Genomic DNA, 16,465 nt, shown 5'->3' on the forward strand with positions numbered 1-16,465 from the left:
ACACTATAGTAAAAAGGCTGCTGCTCCTCGAGTAATCGAAAAGAACAGCAGCCTTTTACACACTATGAATCTTTTTTTAATCTAGAAGGAGGGATATAGAATGATAAAGTACATTTTTAAGAGATTAATATATATATTAATTGCTCTGTTTATTATTGTTTCTGCAACATTTTTCTTAATGCGGCTAGCACCTGGTAGCCCATTTGCAAGTGAGAAAGACTTCCCACCTCAAATAGAAGCACAATTGAATGCTAAATATGGCTTAGATAATCCTTGGTACATTCAATATAAGGATTATTTAATCGATACTGTGACATTTGATTTCGGCGAATCAATGAAATATAAAGGCCGTTCAACTAACGATATGATTGCTGAGAGTTTTCCTATTTCATTAACACTTGGTATTGAAGCAATGCTGATTTCTATCGGCTTCGGGATACTTTTGGGGGTAATTTCGGCACTCTATCATAATAGATTCCCAGATTACCTAGCATCGACAATTGCGGTCTTGGGTATTTCAATTCCTTCATTTATACTAGCAGGCTTAATGCAATATTTCTTAGCATTTAAGTTAGATCTTTTCCCTGTAAGTGGTTGGAAGGGTTTTATTTATAGTATTTTACCAGCAACAGCTATCGCAATTACTCATATGGGGTTCATTGCAAAGTTAACTCGCTCAAGTATGCTTGAACAACGTAGTAGTGACTATGTAAAAATGGCTCGTGCGAAAGGCCTCGGTAAATGGACTACGGTGTTTAAACATACATTACGTAACGCTTTATTACCAGTTGTTACATACTTAGGTCCACTTACTGCTGGTGTAGTAACGGGTAGTTTCATTATTGAACAAATTTTTGCAATTCCTGGATTGGGGAAACACTTCGTAACAAGTATTACAAACCGTGATTATACTGTAATTATGGGAACAACCGTTTTCTATTCAATCATTCTATTATTTGCAGTTTTAATTGTTGATATTTTATATAGTGTAATCGATCCTCGCATTAAGCTGAAAGGAGCGAAAAAATAATGTCACAACAAGAACAACAAATTAAAAAGTTTTCACCAGATATGTTTCAAGTTGTTGGTGGTCGTCATAATGAAACTGAAAAATTAGCAGACAAATCAGTATCATTTTGGAAAGAAGTATTCTATCGCTTCTCTCAAAATAAATTAGCGATTTTTGGTTTGATTGTGATCATTATCGTTACACTACTCGCAATTTTTGTTCCGTTTTTATCACCATATAGCTATCGTGAACAATTAGGAGTATATAATGCGGCCCCATCCGCAGCGCATTGGTTCGGAACAGATGATTTAGGACGAGATATCTTTGTTCGTGTATGGCAAGGTGCTCGTATTTCATTATTCATCGGAATTACTGCAGCGGTAATTGATTTAATTATCGGAGTCTTATGGGGAAGTATTTCAGGTCTTGCAGGAGGCCGTGTAGATAACATCATGATGCGTATTGCGGATATTTTATCGGCTGTACCTTATTTACTAGTAGTTATCATTTTATTGGTCGTTTTACAACCAGGTTTGATACCAATGATTATAGCCTTATCGATTACGGGATGGGTAAATATGGCCCGTATTGTACGAGGAGAAGTATTATCTATTAAAAATCAAGAGTATGTATTGGCGGCAAGAACTTTAGGTGCAAATACTTGGCATTTAATAATTCGTCATTTAGTACCGAATGCTTTAGGGGCAATCCTAGTTACAATGACATTAACGATCCCTACTGCAATTTTCACTGAGTCATTTTTAAGTTATTTAGGTTTAGGTGTTCCAGCACCGATGGCAAGTTGGGGAACAATGGCTTCAGAAGGAAATAAGGCGTTAACTTCTGCACCATGGCGTCTATTCTTCCCAGCATTCTTCATTTCGTTAACGATTTTTGCGTTTAATGCTATAGGGGATGGGTTACGTGATGCACTAGATCCGAAATTACGTAAATAAAGAAGGTGAAAACGATGAGTAAAAAGCTCTTAGAAGTAAAAGATTTAAAAATTAACTTCAAAACATATGCAGGATTAGTCCAAGCAGTTCGAGGGGTAAATTTTGAACTGAACGAAGGAGAGACGCTCGCTATCGTTGGAGAATCAGGTTCGGGAAAAAGTGTAACTAGTAATGCAGTTATGAAACTTATTCCTCAACCACCTGGCATATATGCAGATGGTCAAATACTATTTCAAGGGAAGGATTTAATTCCTCTAACTGAAAAGGAAATGTCAAGGATTCGAGGAAATGAGATCGCTATGATTTTCCAAGATCCGATGACAGCATTAAATCCAACTATGCGTGTAGGAAAACAAATTACAGAAGTAATTTTAAAACATAAAAAGGTCTCTCGTGAGCAAGCAAAACAACGTGCAATTGAGCTGTTAGATCAAGTAGGTATTCCAATGCCTGAAAAAAGATTTAGTCAGTTTCCTCATGAATTTAGTGGTGGGATGCGCCAACGTGTTGTTATTGCGATTGCATTAGCAGCTGATCCGAAGCTTTTAATTGCCGACGAGCCAACAACTGCACTTGACGTAACAATCCAAGCACAAATATTAGAATTATTAAAAGAAATTCAAAAGAAAAATAATACATCTATTATTTTCATTACCCATGATTTGGGGGTAGTGGCCAACATTGCTGATCGTGTAGCTGTAATGTATGCTGGACAAGTTGTGGAGTATGGAACTGTAAATGATATTTTCTATAATCCACGCCATCCATATACATGGGGGTTATTAGGGTCTATGCCGGATTTAAAAAATAATGTCAAAGAAGATTTACGGACAATTCCTGGATCACCGCCAGACTTAATTCACCCACCTAAAGGGGATGCATTTGCCCCTCGAAATGAATTTGCTTTGGCAATTGATTATGAGCAGGAACCACCGATGTTTAAAGTGTCAGATACACACTATGCCAAAACATGGTTATTACATCCTGATGCACCGGAAATTCCAATTCCTGAAACAATTTCGAAACGAATTGAAGGATACTTGAAGGAGGCTGAAAATAAATGACAAATAAGTTACTAGAAGTGAAAAACTTAAAACAGTATTTCGGCTCACCTAAAAATCCAATCAAAGCAGTTGATGGAATTAGTTTTGACGTGTATGAAGGAGAGACTCTTGGTTTGGTAGGGGAATCAGGTTGTGGTAAATCAACAACAGGTCGTTCTATTATTCGTTTGTATGATATAACTGATGGTGAAATCCTGTTTAGAGGAAAAAACATCCGTGATGCAAAATCTCGAAAAGAATTAAAACAATTCAATCGTGAAATGCAAATGATTTTCCAAGATCCATATGCTTCACTAAATCCCCGTATGACAGCTGGAGAAATTATTAGTGAAGGTTTTGACATACATGGGCTTTATAAAAACAAAACAGAGCGTAAAGAAAAGATAGGTTCCTTATTAGAAGCAGTGGGATTAAATAGAGAACATGCAAATCGATATGCTCATGAGTTTTCAGGTGGTCAACGCCAACGTATCGGAATTGCACGTGCCCTAAGCCTAAATCCAAGCTTTATTATTGCAGATGAACCGATTTCTGCTCTTGACGTATCTATCCAAGCACAAGTAGTTAACTTATTAAAACAGCTTCAAAAAGAACATAAATTAACTTACCTATTTATTGCTCACGATTTATCGATGGTTAAATATATTAGTGATCGTATCGCGGTAATGTATCGAGGGAAGATTGTAGAACTTGGAACTGCTGATGAAATATATCATCATCCGATTCATCCATATACGAAATCGCTATTATCTGCTGTTCCACTCCCTGATCCTATGTCGGAAAGAAAACGTCAGCGAATTCCATACGTACACGAACAAAATGATGGGTCAGAAAAAGTGCATGAAGTATTGCCGAATCATTTTGTTTACGGAACAGATAGCCAGATTAAAAAATGGACGAAGTAGTTTCCGTGAAAAGGTTCACTTTCTTTCATAATTTGGAACCTTTTCTTTTATAGTAAGTCAATATAGATGAAGCCAACGAATCTTATCGTTGGCTTTTTTTATTTACTATAGGATTTTTGGCAGCGTATTTGTAATATTAATGATGCATTTTATTAGTTTTTAAAAAAACGAGATTTTTAGTGATGATTTAAAGTTTAATTGAATAGGGTTTTATAATAGGGTAGCATTATACACAAGAAACATATCGTGATGTTCGTTACAATAATAATATATTTATACATAAGGAGAGTTTAATGGAAAACTGGATAACAACGATAATGGAAGACTTCGGATACGTTGGTGTGTTCTTATTAATTATGTTGGAAAATTTATTTCCCCCAATTCCATCAGAAGTGATACTAACCTTTGGAGGGTTTATGACAACTCAAACAAACTTAACTGTTACAGGTGTTGTTATTGCCTCAACAATTGGTTCAGTCGTAGGAGCGATTATCTTATATGGAATTGGTGCTATTGTAGGCATTCGACGTATAGAGAGATTCGTGGATAAGTGGGGGAAAATACTAAGGTTAACTAGTTCTGATATTCACAAAGCGAATGCGTGGTTTGAAAAATATGATGTATGGACAGTGTTTTTCTGCCGCTTTGTTCCTTTAATCCGTAGTTTAATTTCGTTACCAGCGGGTCTTGCTAAAATGAACTTCTGGATTTTCTTATTACTTACGACTTTAGGTACATTGATTTGGAATTTAGTTTTAGTAAAAGTTGGAGCAGCAGTAGGTGATTCGTGGGAGACGATCGTTCATTACATGGATATCTACTCAAACTTTGCATATGCAGTACTAGCCATTATCCTTATAGTAGTAATCATTCGCTTTTATCGCAAAAAGATGAGAAGTTAAAAATTAAGGAGGAATCTCTAGTGATCTAGAGATTCCTCCTTTTTATAAATCACACCGCTTTTTCAACTTGGTCTTTAGGTAAGAAGAAAGCAACCACTAATAAGATCGGAAGAACTGATATTATTTGCATAGTTGTTTCAATTCCGATTGAATCCAGTAATATTCCAATGACAACAGAACCAATTGCACCCATTCCAAATGCAAAGCCAGTAGTTAATCCAGCCATTGTTCCTATTTTACTTGGTACCAGCTCTTGTGCATACACAACGGTCACAGAGAAACTAATCATGATAAGGGTACCGATGACAATTAAGAGAACAGGAACAAGCCAAATAGGAACGTAAGGTAGAATTAAACATAATGGAACTGGTACTACTACTGAAAGTAATATGACGTTTTTCCTGCCAATACGATCGGATAGAGAGCCGCCAAAGAATGTACCCACTACACCAAAGGCCATAAAAATAAATATAAATACTTGTCCTAATTTTAATGTTACATCGTAATGATCCATTAAATAGAAAACGTAGAAACTCGTAATGTTAGTTGTGTAAAATGACCGAGCAAAAATAATCATCATTAACAGAGCTAATGCTATTCCAATTTGCTTTTTCGTTAATGGTGGGAGTGATGAAATAAGAATTCGTTTTTTCTTTTTTTCGGATTTTTCAGCCATTAGTTGACGGTAATACCATCTTGAAATTTTTAATAAAATCCCGATTCCAATAGTGGTTAATAAAAGAATTATTGCGGCACCATGTTGGCCGTATACATCCAAAATGAAAGCACTAATTAACGGGGCAAGGGCTTGTCCTGAATTTCCACCAACTTGATAAATAGATTGTGCCAGACCACGCTTATTGCCTGCAGCCATAAAGGAAACACGTGAACCTTCTGGATGGAAAATGGCAGAACCGAAACCTAAAAATAAAACTGAGATTAGAATTAGCCAATAATCTTTCGCCAAAACAAGCATGAGTAACCCTACAAAAGAGCTCATCATACCAAGTGGTAGAGCGTACGGCATCGGTTTTTTATCGCTAATGAACCCAACAACTGGTTGTAGTGTGGATGAAAACATATTTAAAACAAATGATATCATTCCAAGTTGAGTAAAGGTTAATCCCAAATCTCTTTCAAGTAGGGGAAACATTGCAGGGACTACTGATTGCATTGTATCGTTAATTAAATGTGCAACCCCAATAGCGATCATAATTGGGTAAACGGGATTGTTAGGTGTTGATTTTATTTCACTCATTAGTCTTAGCACCTCATAATATAAATCAAATAAACACTTGGCCAACCTGAGTCCGAATTTTGAATTGTATTTAGGCATAAACCATGGCCAACAAACATGAAAACGACGCTTAACGGGCTAAGGTCAGTTAGCTGTCATGTTTACTTTTGATGTGTTATTGCAAAGGATACCATGGATTAGATGCACATATGCTAGCCTCACTTCAAAATGCTTTTAAGAATATCCTTGGCAACCTTAGAGAATTGTATTAACAATTATACCCTTTTATTTCGAAATTCAAAGGGGTTATATCTAAAACAAAATTAATGTTTGTTAAAATATTCTAAATAATTGATTGGCAACTTTCCTTGTGGTGCTATTACGCCTTAAAGAGTACCTGAAGATTAGCTTAATGAGCTTATAGGAAGTATGGTATACAAGCACTAGTCATTCTTTAATCACTTATGACAAGCGGACAGTATGATCATTAACTACAATAGAATTTACTTTTTCAGAAATGTAATTACAGCTTTTATTCCATTGTCATTTTAGTATTCATTAATAGAATGGCTTTTAATGTACACCGAATAAGGAAGTTTATAATTGGGAGTAGAGAATTAGTAAATGATTTAAATAAAAAAAGATTTCGGCTAAAACCGAAATCTTTTTTATTTAAATCATATTAATATGCTAAACCATAAAGAGCTTTAATGTGTGATAAGTAGCGTACGTGACTAGCTTCTTTCATTAATGAAGCTGTAATTCCTTTTAGTTCGATGTTGTTTGAACCAACTTGTGCTACGCCGTCTTTACGTCCAAGACTTGCTAGTGTACCAGAGTTGATTGGATTAAATTCTTCTAATTTTTGACCTCTGATTGTAGCGAATAGGTTATAACCAGCAGTTTCACCCATTTGCCATGCGTTTTGCGCAGTTGGAGCATATAATGGACGACCTCCACCTTCAGGTAAAGATACTGATGCATCACCTACTACAAATACGTCTGGATGTGATTTAGAGCGTAAGTATTCATCGATGATTGCTTTACCGCGGTCACATTCAAGACCAGATTCTTGTACGATTGGAAGTGCAGCAACACCGCCTGTCCATACGAATGTATTAGCAGTAATAGTAGAACCATCTTTTAATGAAATAACATTTCCTTCAACACCAGTTACAGGTAGACCTGTTAAGAATTCAACTCCACGAGCTGCTAAACTTTCAGTTGCGCGTTGAATTAATGAGTCAGGTAAAACTGGTAGAATTTTTGGACCAGCTTCAACAAGTTTAATGTCTAGTTCTTTGAAGTCTACACCGTATTTTGCTGCAACTTTAGGGAAGTTGTCGATGATTTCTCCTACAAGTTCAACTCCAGTTAAACCGCCTCCGCCAATAACGATTGTTGCATCAGCAGGATTTTTCGATTTTGCATATGAAGCAATTTTGCTTTCGATATGATTGTAAATTTTGTTAGCATCTTCAACTGATTTCAATACCATACTGTTTTCTTCTAGACCAGGGATGCCGAAGTAACCAGTTTGACTTCCTAATGCAACAACAAGGTTGTCGTAAGAAAGTACTGAACCATTAGCAAGGTAAACTTCTTTTTTATCAACCGAGAAAGATTTAACTTCTTGGATGACAACGTTCACATCTTTACCTTTGAAAAGTTTTTCTAAAGCGAAAGAGATTGCTTTTTCAGTTGTTGTACCGCCTGCTAAACGGTGTAATTCTGTAATAAGTTGGTGAGTTGGATATTTATTTACTACTGTAATTTTAGCTTCATCATTATTTAAATATTTACGCAATGTTTGGGCAGTTAGTAAGCCACCATAACCTGCTCCTAAGATGACGATTTCTTTTGACATGATTAATCCTCCGTCCTTACTTAATTATCAACAAACTATTCTTGATTTTTACGTTCTGCAGTAACTTGTAGGAATGCATTTGCAAAGCGGAAAAGTTTTTGAGCTTCTGGGTCTTTTAGGAGTTTTAATAAACCAAATAAACCAATAGCTTCATTTGATGCTTCAGCGCGATCTTTTGCCTCAATTGCTGTAGCTGCAACATTTTTCACTGATCCAATAACTGGTTCTGCTACTTCTTTTAGTGCGCTAACAGTATCACTTTTTAATACTTCATCAGTAGATACTAATTGAGCATAGTCATAAGCTTTAGTTAGTAGAGTTACTACTTCTGCTAATTTAGGTAGTTGTTCTACTAATGTAGATAGTGAATCTTGAACCTCAGGTTTTAATAATTGATCTAGTAAATCTTGTTTCGTAGTCGCTTCTGACTGAGTTTGAGTAACCAATTCTTCTGCCATTTCCGATTCTCCTTTACAATTTTCTCAAGTAATTTTCCAGAATAATCTAGAAATACTTTTGAGAATATTTCATCAATAGTCACATAAGTTTAATAATTTGAAGTAACGTATGCTTTTGTATCAGATAGCGAAACTTCAATAATCCCATCTAATACATCATAATATAAGTAGTTAGTAAATTAAATGACATTTTTGACTTTTGTTCACAAAAGTTCATGACTTTACAATATTGGTTAAAAAACCACAATAACTATTAGCACAGATTCCCTCTGTAATAATAGCTACTGTGCCTTTTCGTAATTGATATGAATTGAATTTATTAACTTTGTGTACCATCATATTAAATTATACGGTGTATTGTTAGTAATTACTAATAAAAAAATGCCATATTATATCACTTTGTTGATATGGACTGAATATTCCGTGTGTAAAATTTATTATATTTTCGTAAATTTAATTTGCCGTTATTTTTTTCTTAAACTCTGATGTGTAATTTGTAGCTTCCATTAATGCTTTCTCTTCCAATGGAATCCTAACGGAAAGCATGATGAAGTTTAAAAGTGTAAACATGATGGCTGTAAAATAGGCCTGAAACATTGTTGGTAAAAGGAGGATTTCAACACAAACAACAAGATAGTTTGGATGTCTAATAAACATATACGGTCCTTTTTTTACAACATTGGCACCTGGTAAAATAATTATCTTTGTATTCCAATATTCTCCTAAAGTCGATAAACACCATATGCGTAATGCTTGGGTACATATAAAAATAATAAATAAAAGAAGAAAAATAGGTGATAGTGGACGGTCGACAAGTAATACTTCAACAATTAAGCTAATGAAAAAACTTACATGAAGTAAAATCATAACTGGGTAATGAGAAGCCCCAACTTCATAAGCTCCTTTACGCAACATTCTTTTTTCATTGCGCTTTGCTACACTTACCTCGATTAATCTTTGAGCGATTACAAACGAAACAATCATGAAAAAAACCAAGCTAATCCCTCCATTGAACTAATGCTGCTTCCCCACTGAAACCAGGACCTAGTGCTACTAATAGTCCAAAATCATCGGAAGCATTCTCTTTTAACATAAATTGTTCAAGAACATATAAGACAGTAGGGGAAGACATATTCCCGTGTTTTCTTAATATTTCTCGAGAAATAGCTGTTTGATCTTCTGACATTTGTAGGGCTTCCTCATAAGCCTGCAATACTTTTTTGCCGCCTGGGTGGGCAATGAAATTTGTTAGTTGTTCTTTCTTAAGGTTTTGTTCATTTAAAAACTCGTAAATAAAGGGGCCAAGCCAAGTAGAAATAATTGTAGGAATACTTCTAGCGAAAATGACATGAAGACCATCGTCTTTAATGTCCCAACCCATTACATCTTCAGAGTTTGGCATCCATTTTGAAGCAGTATTAATTATATAAGGTACTGCCTTCTTATTATTAATTTCTACAAGATCTCCGCAAACTAATACACATGCAACGCCATCTGCAAAAAGTGAGGTTCCTACAAGATTGCTTTTGCTGTAATCATTTGGTTGGAAAGTAAGGCTGCATAGCTCCAAGCATACAACTAGTACTTTTTCGGTTGGATGTGATAGGCAATAATCAAATGCCCGACTTATACCTGATACACCACCAGCGCAACCTAGTCCCCATAATGGAATGCGTTTTAATCGGTCTGAAAACGGTAGACGATTCATAACACGTGCATCAATACTGGGGGTTGACATTCCAGTGCTGCTTACAAAAATAATGGCATCAATTTCTTCAGTTGAGATAGGAGTTTCTAAGAATTGCCTGTTTTGTAGACATGCTTTAATCACTTCAACACTATAATCTACGGCTAATTCAATATATAAATTATTTCTATCTTCAAATGAATGTTTGGCCTGATGCCATTCAAGAGGTACACAAAACGAGCGTGTTTCAATTTCTCCGTTTTCAAATACCTTTAATAATCGATCTAGGTTAGGGATGTTTTCGTTAAATAGTTCTTTTGTAAATTGCTCTACAGTAGTTTGTTGCAATGTAAAGGGTGGTTGATATGTACCAATTGATGCAATTTTAGGCATGTTAAATCTCCTTTTTGAGATTAGTTTTTGCTACTTGTCTACTTAATATGCAAGATATATTTTTGTAAAACTAGTTGGTGGGTTTTAGGGAAAGTGAGTTATTTGTATGTTGGGTTTAACAAAGGATTTTGAAGAGATTATAAAAGAGAATTCGCATTAGTTTTAAGGTTTAATTGGTTTAAGTTAACCCTAAAAGTTTGCGAATTCTCTTGTATATACGACGATAATCTAGAGGTTTAATAAATTTTACGCATCTTGTCTGCGTTTATCATTTAAAGAAAATGTCTTTAGTAATAACTCCATATAAAGAAGGAAGTAATCAATGCAATCTTTCACGAGCGAAATATATGAATAGAATTCTGCAGATTTTTGATAGTGTAAATAATCATTTTTTAAAACCTCGAGTAATTTCTTAGAGAATAGGTGCATATTCGTTGAATGAAAATGTTCTAAGCATGCAATTAAATTACTGAAAAGGATATCATCTTCTGCTCTAGGATGTTCAAGAATGGCAATATCTTTTACTAAAATTTCAAGAGATTTAATATATCCAAAAAATGCAATATCATTATACCCCAATAGTTCTGAATTAACCGATTGAGTATATAGATTTTGAAACTTTTTGGTTGTGTTTCTTACAAGCAAATTCTCCGTAAATCCATATTTAGGTATTGTAAAAAGATACTTTTCCGGATAAGGTATATCCTCTTTAAAATCATTAAAGATAAAATAGTCTTTTTTACAAGATGGACAGGTTAAAGAAAGAACTTTGATTTTAAAATTTTTATTTTCCAATGGCTCAACCTTATCAACAGCTGGATAGATATCTAAGTTACAATGAGGACACTTATTTAAAATTATGTATTCCTGACTGTCGTATTCATATTCAATTTTCTTCAGTTTACTTTCATTCTTTTGCATAATTAAAATGATTCTCCTTTATGGGTTGCATACAATCATTTATCAAATAAAAAATTTGGTAGATATCTTTTTAATTTAATTAGATTAAGGGGACAAAATTACAATTCAAACACCATCTTGGGCAAATTTCCATTATATTATTCCTTATCTTTTCCAATTTAATAAAAAACATTCGCTTATTAGAATGGATAGTTAGTAATTGTTACTTGCAGTACATAAAAAAGTTCGACTCAAACCTGCTCGAGTCGAACCACTTTTGCTTATTAAGATATTTAGTTTTCTTTTAAAAAGAATAAAATTGCATCTCGTAGAAATTCAGTGCCACCTTCACTTTTGTTATCGTAATATGCTTTGAATCGTTCATCAGCCACATACATTTCAGCAAGTCCAGCATGAGCCTCTTTTGAATAGGAAGGCCAAGTAAATGTAAGCCATTGTTTATGTTTGGCGGCCAGTTCTTGTGCTAATGGTGATTCGGGATCTCCTGTTTCAAATGCTCTGGGAAGTAGCTCAAGGATTTCTTGGCCAAGTTTCTCCATTGCTTCATAAGTTTCTTTTGACATTCCACGGAATTTAGCATTGGATTCTTCTACAACTTTATCACCGTACTTTTCTCGGATTTCTTCACCGTACTTCTCCTCATTATCTGAAATTAATTTATCTTTAAAGGCTTTGAACTTTTCTTGATTATTCATAGCAATTTCCCCTTTCTGATGAGCAATTGTTTTTTCAACTGTCTCAATTAACTGATCTAGGTGGGATCGTTTGCGTATAAGCTCGTCGTAATGATGCTGCAAGGCATGCGTATGGTCAAAATTAGGATCATTCATAATGGAAGTAATGGTTTCTAAGTCAACATCTAACTCTCGGAAAAAGAGTATTTGTTGTAATCGGTCCACTTCTTTTTGACCGTATATGCGGTAACCAGAACTATTAATTCTTGCAGGCTTTAGTAAGTTGATTTCATCATAATAACGTAATGTTCGAGCACTAACATTCGCTAGTTTTGCTAATTTACTAATCGTGTACTCCACAAGTATCCCTCCTGATAACCACATCTTAAAGTATGACGTAACGTCAATGTCAACGGGTATAAACCCGTATAAACTAACTTTTATAATATTACTAAATAACGAATGAATTATTATGTACACCGATTCTGTGAAATCTGTGGCATCATTAGTGTAAAATGTTTAATATTATTCATGCATGAATAGGAGATAGGATTCATTATGTTTGAAAGGTATGTGCAAGAATGGAAAATAAAAAGCTTCAAGTAAAGCAACCAAAATATCAAAAGATTGCAGCCGATTTAGCATCCAAAATTGTAGAAAAGAAATATTTAGTTGGGGAAAGAATTTATGCCCGCTCATCCTTAGCTAGTCAATATGGTGTCTCAGCGGAAACAGCAAGAAGGGCGATTGCGGTGTTACAGGACTTAGAAATAGTGGAGGCTACAAAAGGTAGCGGTGTAATGATTAAGTCTTATGAAAAAGCAGCGCAGTTTGTTCATCAATTTTTAGAGGTACAGTCAATTCATCAAGTGCAGCTTGAAATGCTTGAAAGTATTAAAAGACAACGAGTGGAATTAGAGGTTTTACAAGAGGTTACCGATCGCCTAGTTAGCCGTACTGAAAGATTTAGGTCTGTAAATCCTTTTGTACCATTTCAAATTGAGATTTTAGAAAACTGCCCTTACATTTCGCAAAATATCGGAACAATTAACTTCTGGCAAAATACAATGGGAACGGTTGTAGGAATTAGAAGAGGAGAAGAACTGATTCTATCTCCTGGTCCGTATGCAACATTACAGTATATGGATATTATTTACTTCATTGGAAACGATGAGTGTATAGAGCGAGTTCAAAAATTTTTATACCCGGTTTAAAAGGTCTATTAGACACTATTATATCAGTGTCTGTAGGCCCTTTTTTATTGTAAGTAATCAATAGTTTGAAAGAATGGTAATTTGACACAAGTAACAACTCTTTGTTAACATTAAGTTGTTACTTTGCTAGAGTAAAGGCTAAAGTTAGAAAGGAGAATGTTATGACGAAATTAAAAGTAGACCATGTAACGAAAATATTCGGTAAACATATTGGTAGTGCTCTTAAACTAGTTGATCAGAAAAAGAGTAAAACTGAAATCTTAAAACAAACTGGTGCAACGATTGGGGTTTATGATGCAAGCTTCACTGTTAATGAAGGTGAGATTTTTGTCATTATGGGACTTTCAGGGAGTGGGAAATCTACACTGATCCGACTATTAAATCACCTAATTGAACCTACAAGTGGGGGCATCTATATAGATGGTGAAAATTTATCGGACATGAACAAAAGCCAACTAAGAAAAATCCGACGAGAAAAAATGAGTATGGTATTCCAAAACTTCGGGTTATTCCCTCATAGGACAATACTTGCAAATACCGAATATGGATTAGAAGTGCGCGGCATTTCAAAAGAAGAAAGACGATTGAAAGCAGAAAAGGCTTTAGAGAACGCTGGATTATTACCATACAAAGATCAATACCCAAGCCAGCTTTCAGGTGGTATGCAACAACGAGTTGGTCTTGCTCGTGCTCTTGCAAACGACCCTGATATTTTATTAATGGATGAAGCTTTTTCTGCGCTCGATCCGCTAATTCGTAAAGATATGCAAGATGAATTACTAGATTTACAACAAAAGGTGAAAAAGACTATTATTTTCATCACACATGATTTAAATGAAGCGCTTCGAATAGGGGACCGTATTGCCATTATGAAAGACGGTAAGATTATTCAGGTTGGAACAGGGGAAGATATTTTAACGAACCCTGCCAATGAATATGTAAGAAGTTTTACAGAAGATGTGGACCGCTCGAAGGTGATAACGGTTGAAAAAGCTATGATTCGACCAATCTCTGTCAATGTTGAACTTGATGGACCTAAAGTGGCCCTTCAACGAATGAGAGAAGAAGAAGTAAGTGTTTTATTAGCTGTAGATAAGAAAAGAGAATTCAAAGGATACATTACTGCAAATGATGCATTAGAAGCTTCAAAAAGAGGAGAAAAGTCTGTACTCGGATTCCTTAAGACAGATATGCCTACTGTTTCCTCTGATACATTAATTCAAGATGTATTAGGCACTATTTCTGATTCACCAACACCGATTGCAGTAGTGAAAGGTGAACGATTAGAAGGCGTCTTAATTCGAGGCGTTGTAATCGAATCTCTTGCTACAAGTTCAGTGGGAGGTGATGGAAATGAATAATTTCTTAGACCAAATCCCAAGCCTACCAGTAGCCGATTCAGTCGAAACAATCATGGATTGGTTAACAAGTCATCTTTCCTCGTTGTTTGATTTCGTCCAAACAGGTGGTCAATCTGCAATGGATGGAATTACAGATTTATTAGTCATGATCCCCCCAATTCTTTTCATTCTTATCGTTGCCTTAATTTCCTTTTTAGCGACAAGAAAAAAATTTGGTTTAGCCATCTTTTCTGTTGTTGGATTGTTATTTATTTATAACCAAGGTTTATGGGAAGAGCTAATGAATACTATAACACTTGTAATTTTTGCAAGTATTATTGCCATTATAATAGGTGTTCCAATTGGAATATTCATGTCTAAAAGTAAATGGGCAGAAGGTATTATTAAACCTATATTAGACTTTATGCAAACAATGCCTGGTTTTGTTTATTTAATTCCAGCTGTTGCATTTTTCGGAATCGGGGTAGTACCTGGAGTGTTTGCGTCGGTAATCTTCGCATTGCCTCCAACCGTACGTTTTACTAATTTAGGAATTCGACAAGTTCCAAAAGAGTTGGTAGAAGCTTCAGATTCTTATGGTAGTACAGGATGGCAAAAGCTATATAAAGTAGAGCTACCGCTTGCGAAATCAACCATTATGGCAGGTATTAACCAAACTGTACTTTTATCATTATCAATGGTTGTTATTGCTTCTATGATTGGGGCACCAGGGTTAGGAAGAGAAGTTTTATCTGCTTTACAGCGTGCTCAAGTAGGTAATGGATTTGTTGCTGGCTTAAGTCTAGTAATCTTCGCTATTATCATTGACCGCTTAACGCAAAGTTTAAATAAAAAGAAATGATCGCTTCATAAAATGATTTTCTATTGTTCTTTAAAATACGAATCTTTTCAAAGGGGCTGCAAAAATGAGTAGATTAAAGTTAACTGGTATCGCATTAGGCTTATCTCTTTCTTTGCTTATTGCTGGATGCGGAAATGAAAATGATGGGAAAGATACAAGCGAAACTAGCGAGAATAGTTTAGGTGAAGCGTTGGATTATACGATTACAGGTATTGAGCCAGGAGCAGGACTAACTGGACTATCTAAAAATACTCTAGAAGAATATGAAAACTTAGATGGTTGGGAACTTTTAGAGAGCTCGACTGCAGGTATGTTAGGAGCTTTAGATGGAGCTATTAAAAACGAAGAACCAATTATTGTCACAGGTTGGACACCGCACTGGATGTTCTCTGCATATGATTTAAAGTACCTTGAGGATCCGAAAGGTACTTTAGGAGGAAAAGAAAATATTCAAACATTAGTAAGAAAAGGCCTGGAAGAAGATATGCCTAGTGCATTTGAAATCCTTGATCGCTTTTACTGGGAACCAAAAGATATGGAAGCTGTGATGTTTGATGCACAAGAAGTGTCTTTTGAGGAAGCGGCAGAAAAATGGGTAGAACAGAATGCTGATCGAGTTAATGAATGGACACAGGGGATAGAGAAGGTAAATGGTGATGAAATTGAGTTAGTTACCACTCCTTGGGATTCAGAACGTGCTTCTGCAAATGTAGTGAAAGTTGTATTAGAAGAACAAGGATACAAAGTAACTTTAACACCTGTTGATCCAGCGATAATGTTCCAAGCAATCGCTACTGGTGAAGGAGATGCAACTGTTGCTCCCTGGTTACCAACAACTCACGGTTCCTTCTATGAAAAATACAAGGAAGAGATTGTTGATTTAGGTGAGAACTTAAAAGGTACGCAAAACGGATTTGTTGTGCCTGCTTATATGGACATTGACTCAATTGAAGATTTAATGCCAAAAAAATAATGA

Annotated in this window: 16 protein-coding genes; 9 read left to right on the forward strand and 7 right to left on the reverse strand. The window is 35.2% G+C overall.

Annotated elements, in window-relative coordinates:
* The first annotated feature begins 100 nt into the window (after positions 1 to 100).
* The 5 genes from JOD29_RS13965 to JOD29_RS13985 all read left to right on the forward strand — a co-directional run bounded on the left by JOD29_RS13965 (position 101) and on the right by JOD29_RS13985 (position 4,836).
* A complete protein-coding gene (locus tag JOD29_RS13965) occupies positions 101 to 1,030 on the forward strand; it encodes an ABC transporter permease (protein ID WP_124765840.1) in 930 nt (309 codons plus the stop codon).
* Positions 1,030 to 1,965, forward strand: coding sequence for an ABC transporter permease (locus JOD29_RS13970; RefSeq protein ID WP_124765842.1), 936 nt, complete (start codon positions 1,030 to 1,032; stop codon positions 1,963 to 1,965). The genes JOD29_RS13965 and JOD29_RS13970 overlap by 1 nt, the downstream gene beginning before the upstream one ends.
* 14 nt (positions 1,966 to 1,979) lie before the next feature.
* Entirely contained in the window at positions 1,980 to 3,029 is a 1,050-nt protein-coding gene (locus JOD29_RS13975; protein WP_124765844.1) for an ABC transporter ATP-binding protein, read from the forward strand.
* Positions 3,026 to 3,934 (forward strand): ABC transporter ATP-binding protein, encoded by a 909-nt coding sequence (locus JOD29_RS13980; RefSeq protein WP_124765846.1) that lies wholly within the window; start codon positions 3,026 to 3,028, stop codon positions 3,932 to 3,934. Before JOD29_RS13975 ends, JOD29_RS13980 begins: the two co-directional genes overlap by 4 nt.
* A gap of 293 nt (positions 3,935 to 4,227) precedes the next feature.
* Positions 4,228 to 4,836 (forward strand): DedA family protein, encoded by a 609-nt coding sequence (locus JOD29_RS13985; protein ID WP_124765848.1) that lies wholly within the window; start codon positions 4,228 to 4,230, stop codon positions 4,834 to 4,836.
* A 49-nt stretch (positions 4,837 to 4,885) separates the two neighbouring features.
* Here JOD29_RS13985 and JOD29_RS13990 read toward each other — a convergent pair whose 3' ends face one another.
* From JOD29_RS13990 to JOD29_RS14020, 7 genes are all read right to left on the reverse strand, one after another.
* Complete coding sequence (locus JOD29_RS13990; protein WP_124765850.1) at positions 4,886 to 6,094, reverse strand: MFS transporter; 1,209 nt, start codon at positions 6,092 to 6,094, stop codon at positions 4,886 to 4,888.
* Positions 6,095 to 6,755: 661 nt separating this feature from the next.
* A complete protein-coding gene (locus tag JOD29_RS13995; protein ID WP_124765852.1) occupies positions 6,756 to 7,940 on the reverse strand; it encodes an NAD(P)/FAD-dependent oxidoreductase in 1,185 nt (394 codons plus the stop codon).
* 35 nt (positions 7,941 to 7,975) lie between these two features.
* Positions 7,976 to 8,398, reverse strand: coding sequence for a DUF1641 domain-containing protein (locus JOD29_RS14000; protein ID WP_124765854.1), 423 nt, complete (start codon positions 8,396 to 8,398; stop codon positions 7,976 to 7,978).
* A gap of 453 nt (positions 8,399 to 8,851) precedes the next feature.
* Complete coding sequence (locus JOD29_RS14005; RefSeq protein ID WP_239585729.1) at positions 8,852 to 9,382, reverse strand: isoprenylcysteine carboxyl methyltransferase family protein; 531 nt, start codon at positions 9,380 to 9,382, stop codon at positions 8,852 to 8,854.
* A gap of 13 nt (positions 9,383 to 9,395) precedes the next feature.
* Complete coding sequence (locus JOD29_RS14010; protein WP_124765856.1) at positions 9,396 to 10,478, reverse strand: type III polyketide synthase; 1,083 nt, start codon at positions 10,476 to 10,478, stop codon at positions 9,396 to 9,398.
* A 246-nt stretch (positions 10,479 to 10,724) separates the two neighbouring features.
* On the reverse strand, positions 10,725 to 11,399 hold the full coding sequence (locus JOD29_RS14015; RefSeq protein WP_124765858.1) for a hypothetical protein: 675 nt from the start codon (positions 11,397 to 11,399) through the stop codon (positions 10,725 to 10,727).
* Between the two features lie 272 nt (positions 11,400 to 11,671).
* Complete coding sequence (locus tag JOD29_RS14020) at positions 11,672 to 12,433, reverse strand: MerR family transcriptional regulator (protein WP_124765860.1); 762 nt, start codon at positions 12,431 to 12,433, stop codon at positions 11,672 to 11,674.
* A gap of 221 nt (positions 12,434 to 12,654) precedes the next feature.
* Between JOD29_RS14020 and JOD29_RS14025 the strand changes: the two genes are divergently transcribed.
* From JOD29_RS14025 to JOD29_RS14040, 4 genes are all read left to right on the forward strand, one after another.
* Positions 12,655 to 13,287, forward strand: coding sequence for a GntR family transcriptional regulator (locus tag JOD29_RS14025; RefSeq protein WP_124765862.1), 633 nt, complete (start codon positions 12,655 to 12,657; stop codon positions 13,285 to 13,287).
* A 161-nt stretch (positions 13,288 to 13,448) separates the two neighbouring features.
* Complete coding sequence (locus JOD29_RS14030) at positions 13,449 to 14,648, forward strand: quaternary amine ABC transporter ATP-binding protein (protein ID WP_124765864.1); 1,200 nt, start codon at positions 13,449 to 13,451, stop codon at positions 14,646 to 14,648.
* Complete coding sequence (locus tag JOD29_RS14035; protein ID WP_124765866.1) at positions 14,641 to 15,489, forward strand: ABC transporter permease; 849 nt, start codon at positions 14,641 to 14,643, stop codon at positions 15,487 to 15,489. Before JOD29_RS14030 ends, JOD29_RS14035 begins: the two co-directional genes overlap by 8 nt.
* Positions 15,490 to 15,553: 64 nt before the next feature.
* Positions 15,554 to 16,462 carry a glycine betaine ABC transporter substrate-binding protein gene (locus tag JOD29_RS14040; RefSeq protein WP_124765868.1) on the forward strand — a complete coding sequence of 303 codons (909 nt, stop codon included), beginning with the start codon at positions 15,554 to 15,556 and terminating at the stop codon, positions 16,460 to 16,462.
* Positions 16,463 to 16,465: the final 3 nt, after the last annotated feature.

The sequence above is a fragment of the Lysinibacillus composti genome (assembly GCF_016908465.1).
Lineage (GTDB): Bacteria > Bacillota > Bacilli > Bacillales_A > Planococcaceae > Ureibacillus > Ureibacillus composti_A.

Bases quoted from the DNA above. Each gene is read 5' to 3' on its own strand.
- JOD29_RS13965 (WP_124765840.1), top strand. From the start codon at position 101: ATGATAAAGTACATTTTTAAGAGATTAATATATATATTAATTGCTCTG.
- JOD29_RS13970 (WP_124765842.1), top strand. From the start codon at position 1,030: ATGTCACAACAAGAACAACAAATTAAAAAGTTTTCACCAGATATGTTT.
- JOD29_RS13975 (WP_124765844.1), top strand. From the start codon at position 1,980: ATGAGTAAAAAGCTCTTAGAAGTAAAAGATTTAAAAATTAACTTCAAA.
- JOD29_RS13980 (WP_124765846.1), top strand. From the start codon at position 3,026: ATGACAAATAAGTTACTAGAAGTGAAAAACTTAAAACAGTATTTCGGC.
- JOD29_RS13985 (WP_124765848.1), top strand. From the start codon at position 4,228: ATGGAAAACTGGATAACAACGATAATGGAAGACTTCGGATACGTTGGT.
- JOD29_RS13990 (WP_124765850.1), bottom strand. From the start codon at position 6,094: ATGAGTGAAATAAAATCAACACCTAACAATCCCGTTTACCCAATTATG.
- JOD29_RS13995 (WP_124765852.1), bottom strand. From the start codon at position 7,940: ATGTCAAAAGAAATCGTCATCTTAGGAGCAGGTTATGGTGGCTTACTA.
- JOD29_RS14000 (WP_124765854.1), bottom strand. From the start codon at position 8,398: ATGGCAGAAGAATTGGTTACTCAAACTCAGTCAGAAGCGACTACGAAA.
- JOD29_RS14005 (WP_239585729.1), bottom strand. From the start codon at position 9,382: ATGATTGTTTCGTTTGTAATCGCTCAAAGATTAATCGAGGTAAGTGTA.
- JOD29_RS14010 (WP_124765856.1), bottom strand. From the start codon at position 10,478: ATGCCTAAAATTGCATCAATTGGTACATATCAACCACCCTTTACATTG.
- JOD29_RS14015 (WP_124765858.1), bottom strand. From the start codon at position 11,399: ATGCAAAAGAATGAAAGTAAACTGAAGAAAATTGAATATGAATACGAC.
- JOD29_RS14025 (WP_124765862.1), top strand. From the start codon at position 12,655: ATGGAAAATAAAAAGCTTCAAGTAAAGCAACCAAAATATCAAAAGATT.
- JOD29_RS14030 (WP_124765864.1), top strand. From the start codon at position 13,449: ATGACGAAATTAAAAGTAGACCATGTAACGAAAATATTCGGTAAACAT.
- JOD29_RS14035 (WP_124765866.1), top strand. From the start codon at position 14,641: ATGAATAATTTCTTAGACCAAATCCCAAGCCTACCAGTAGCCGATTCA.
- JOD29_RS14040 (WP_124765868.1), top strand. From the start codon at position 15,554: ATGAGTAGATTAAAGTTAACTGGTATCGCATTAGGCTTATCTCTTTCT.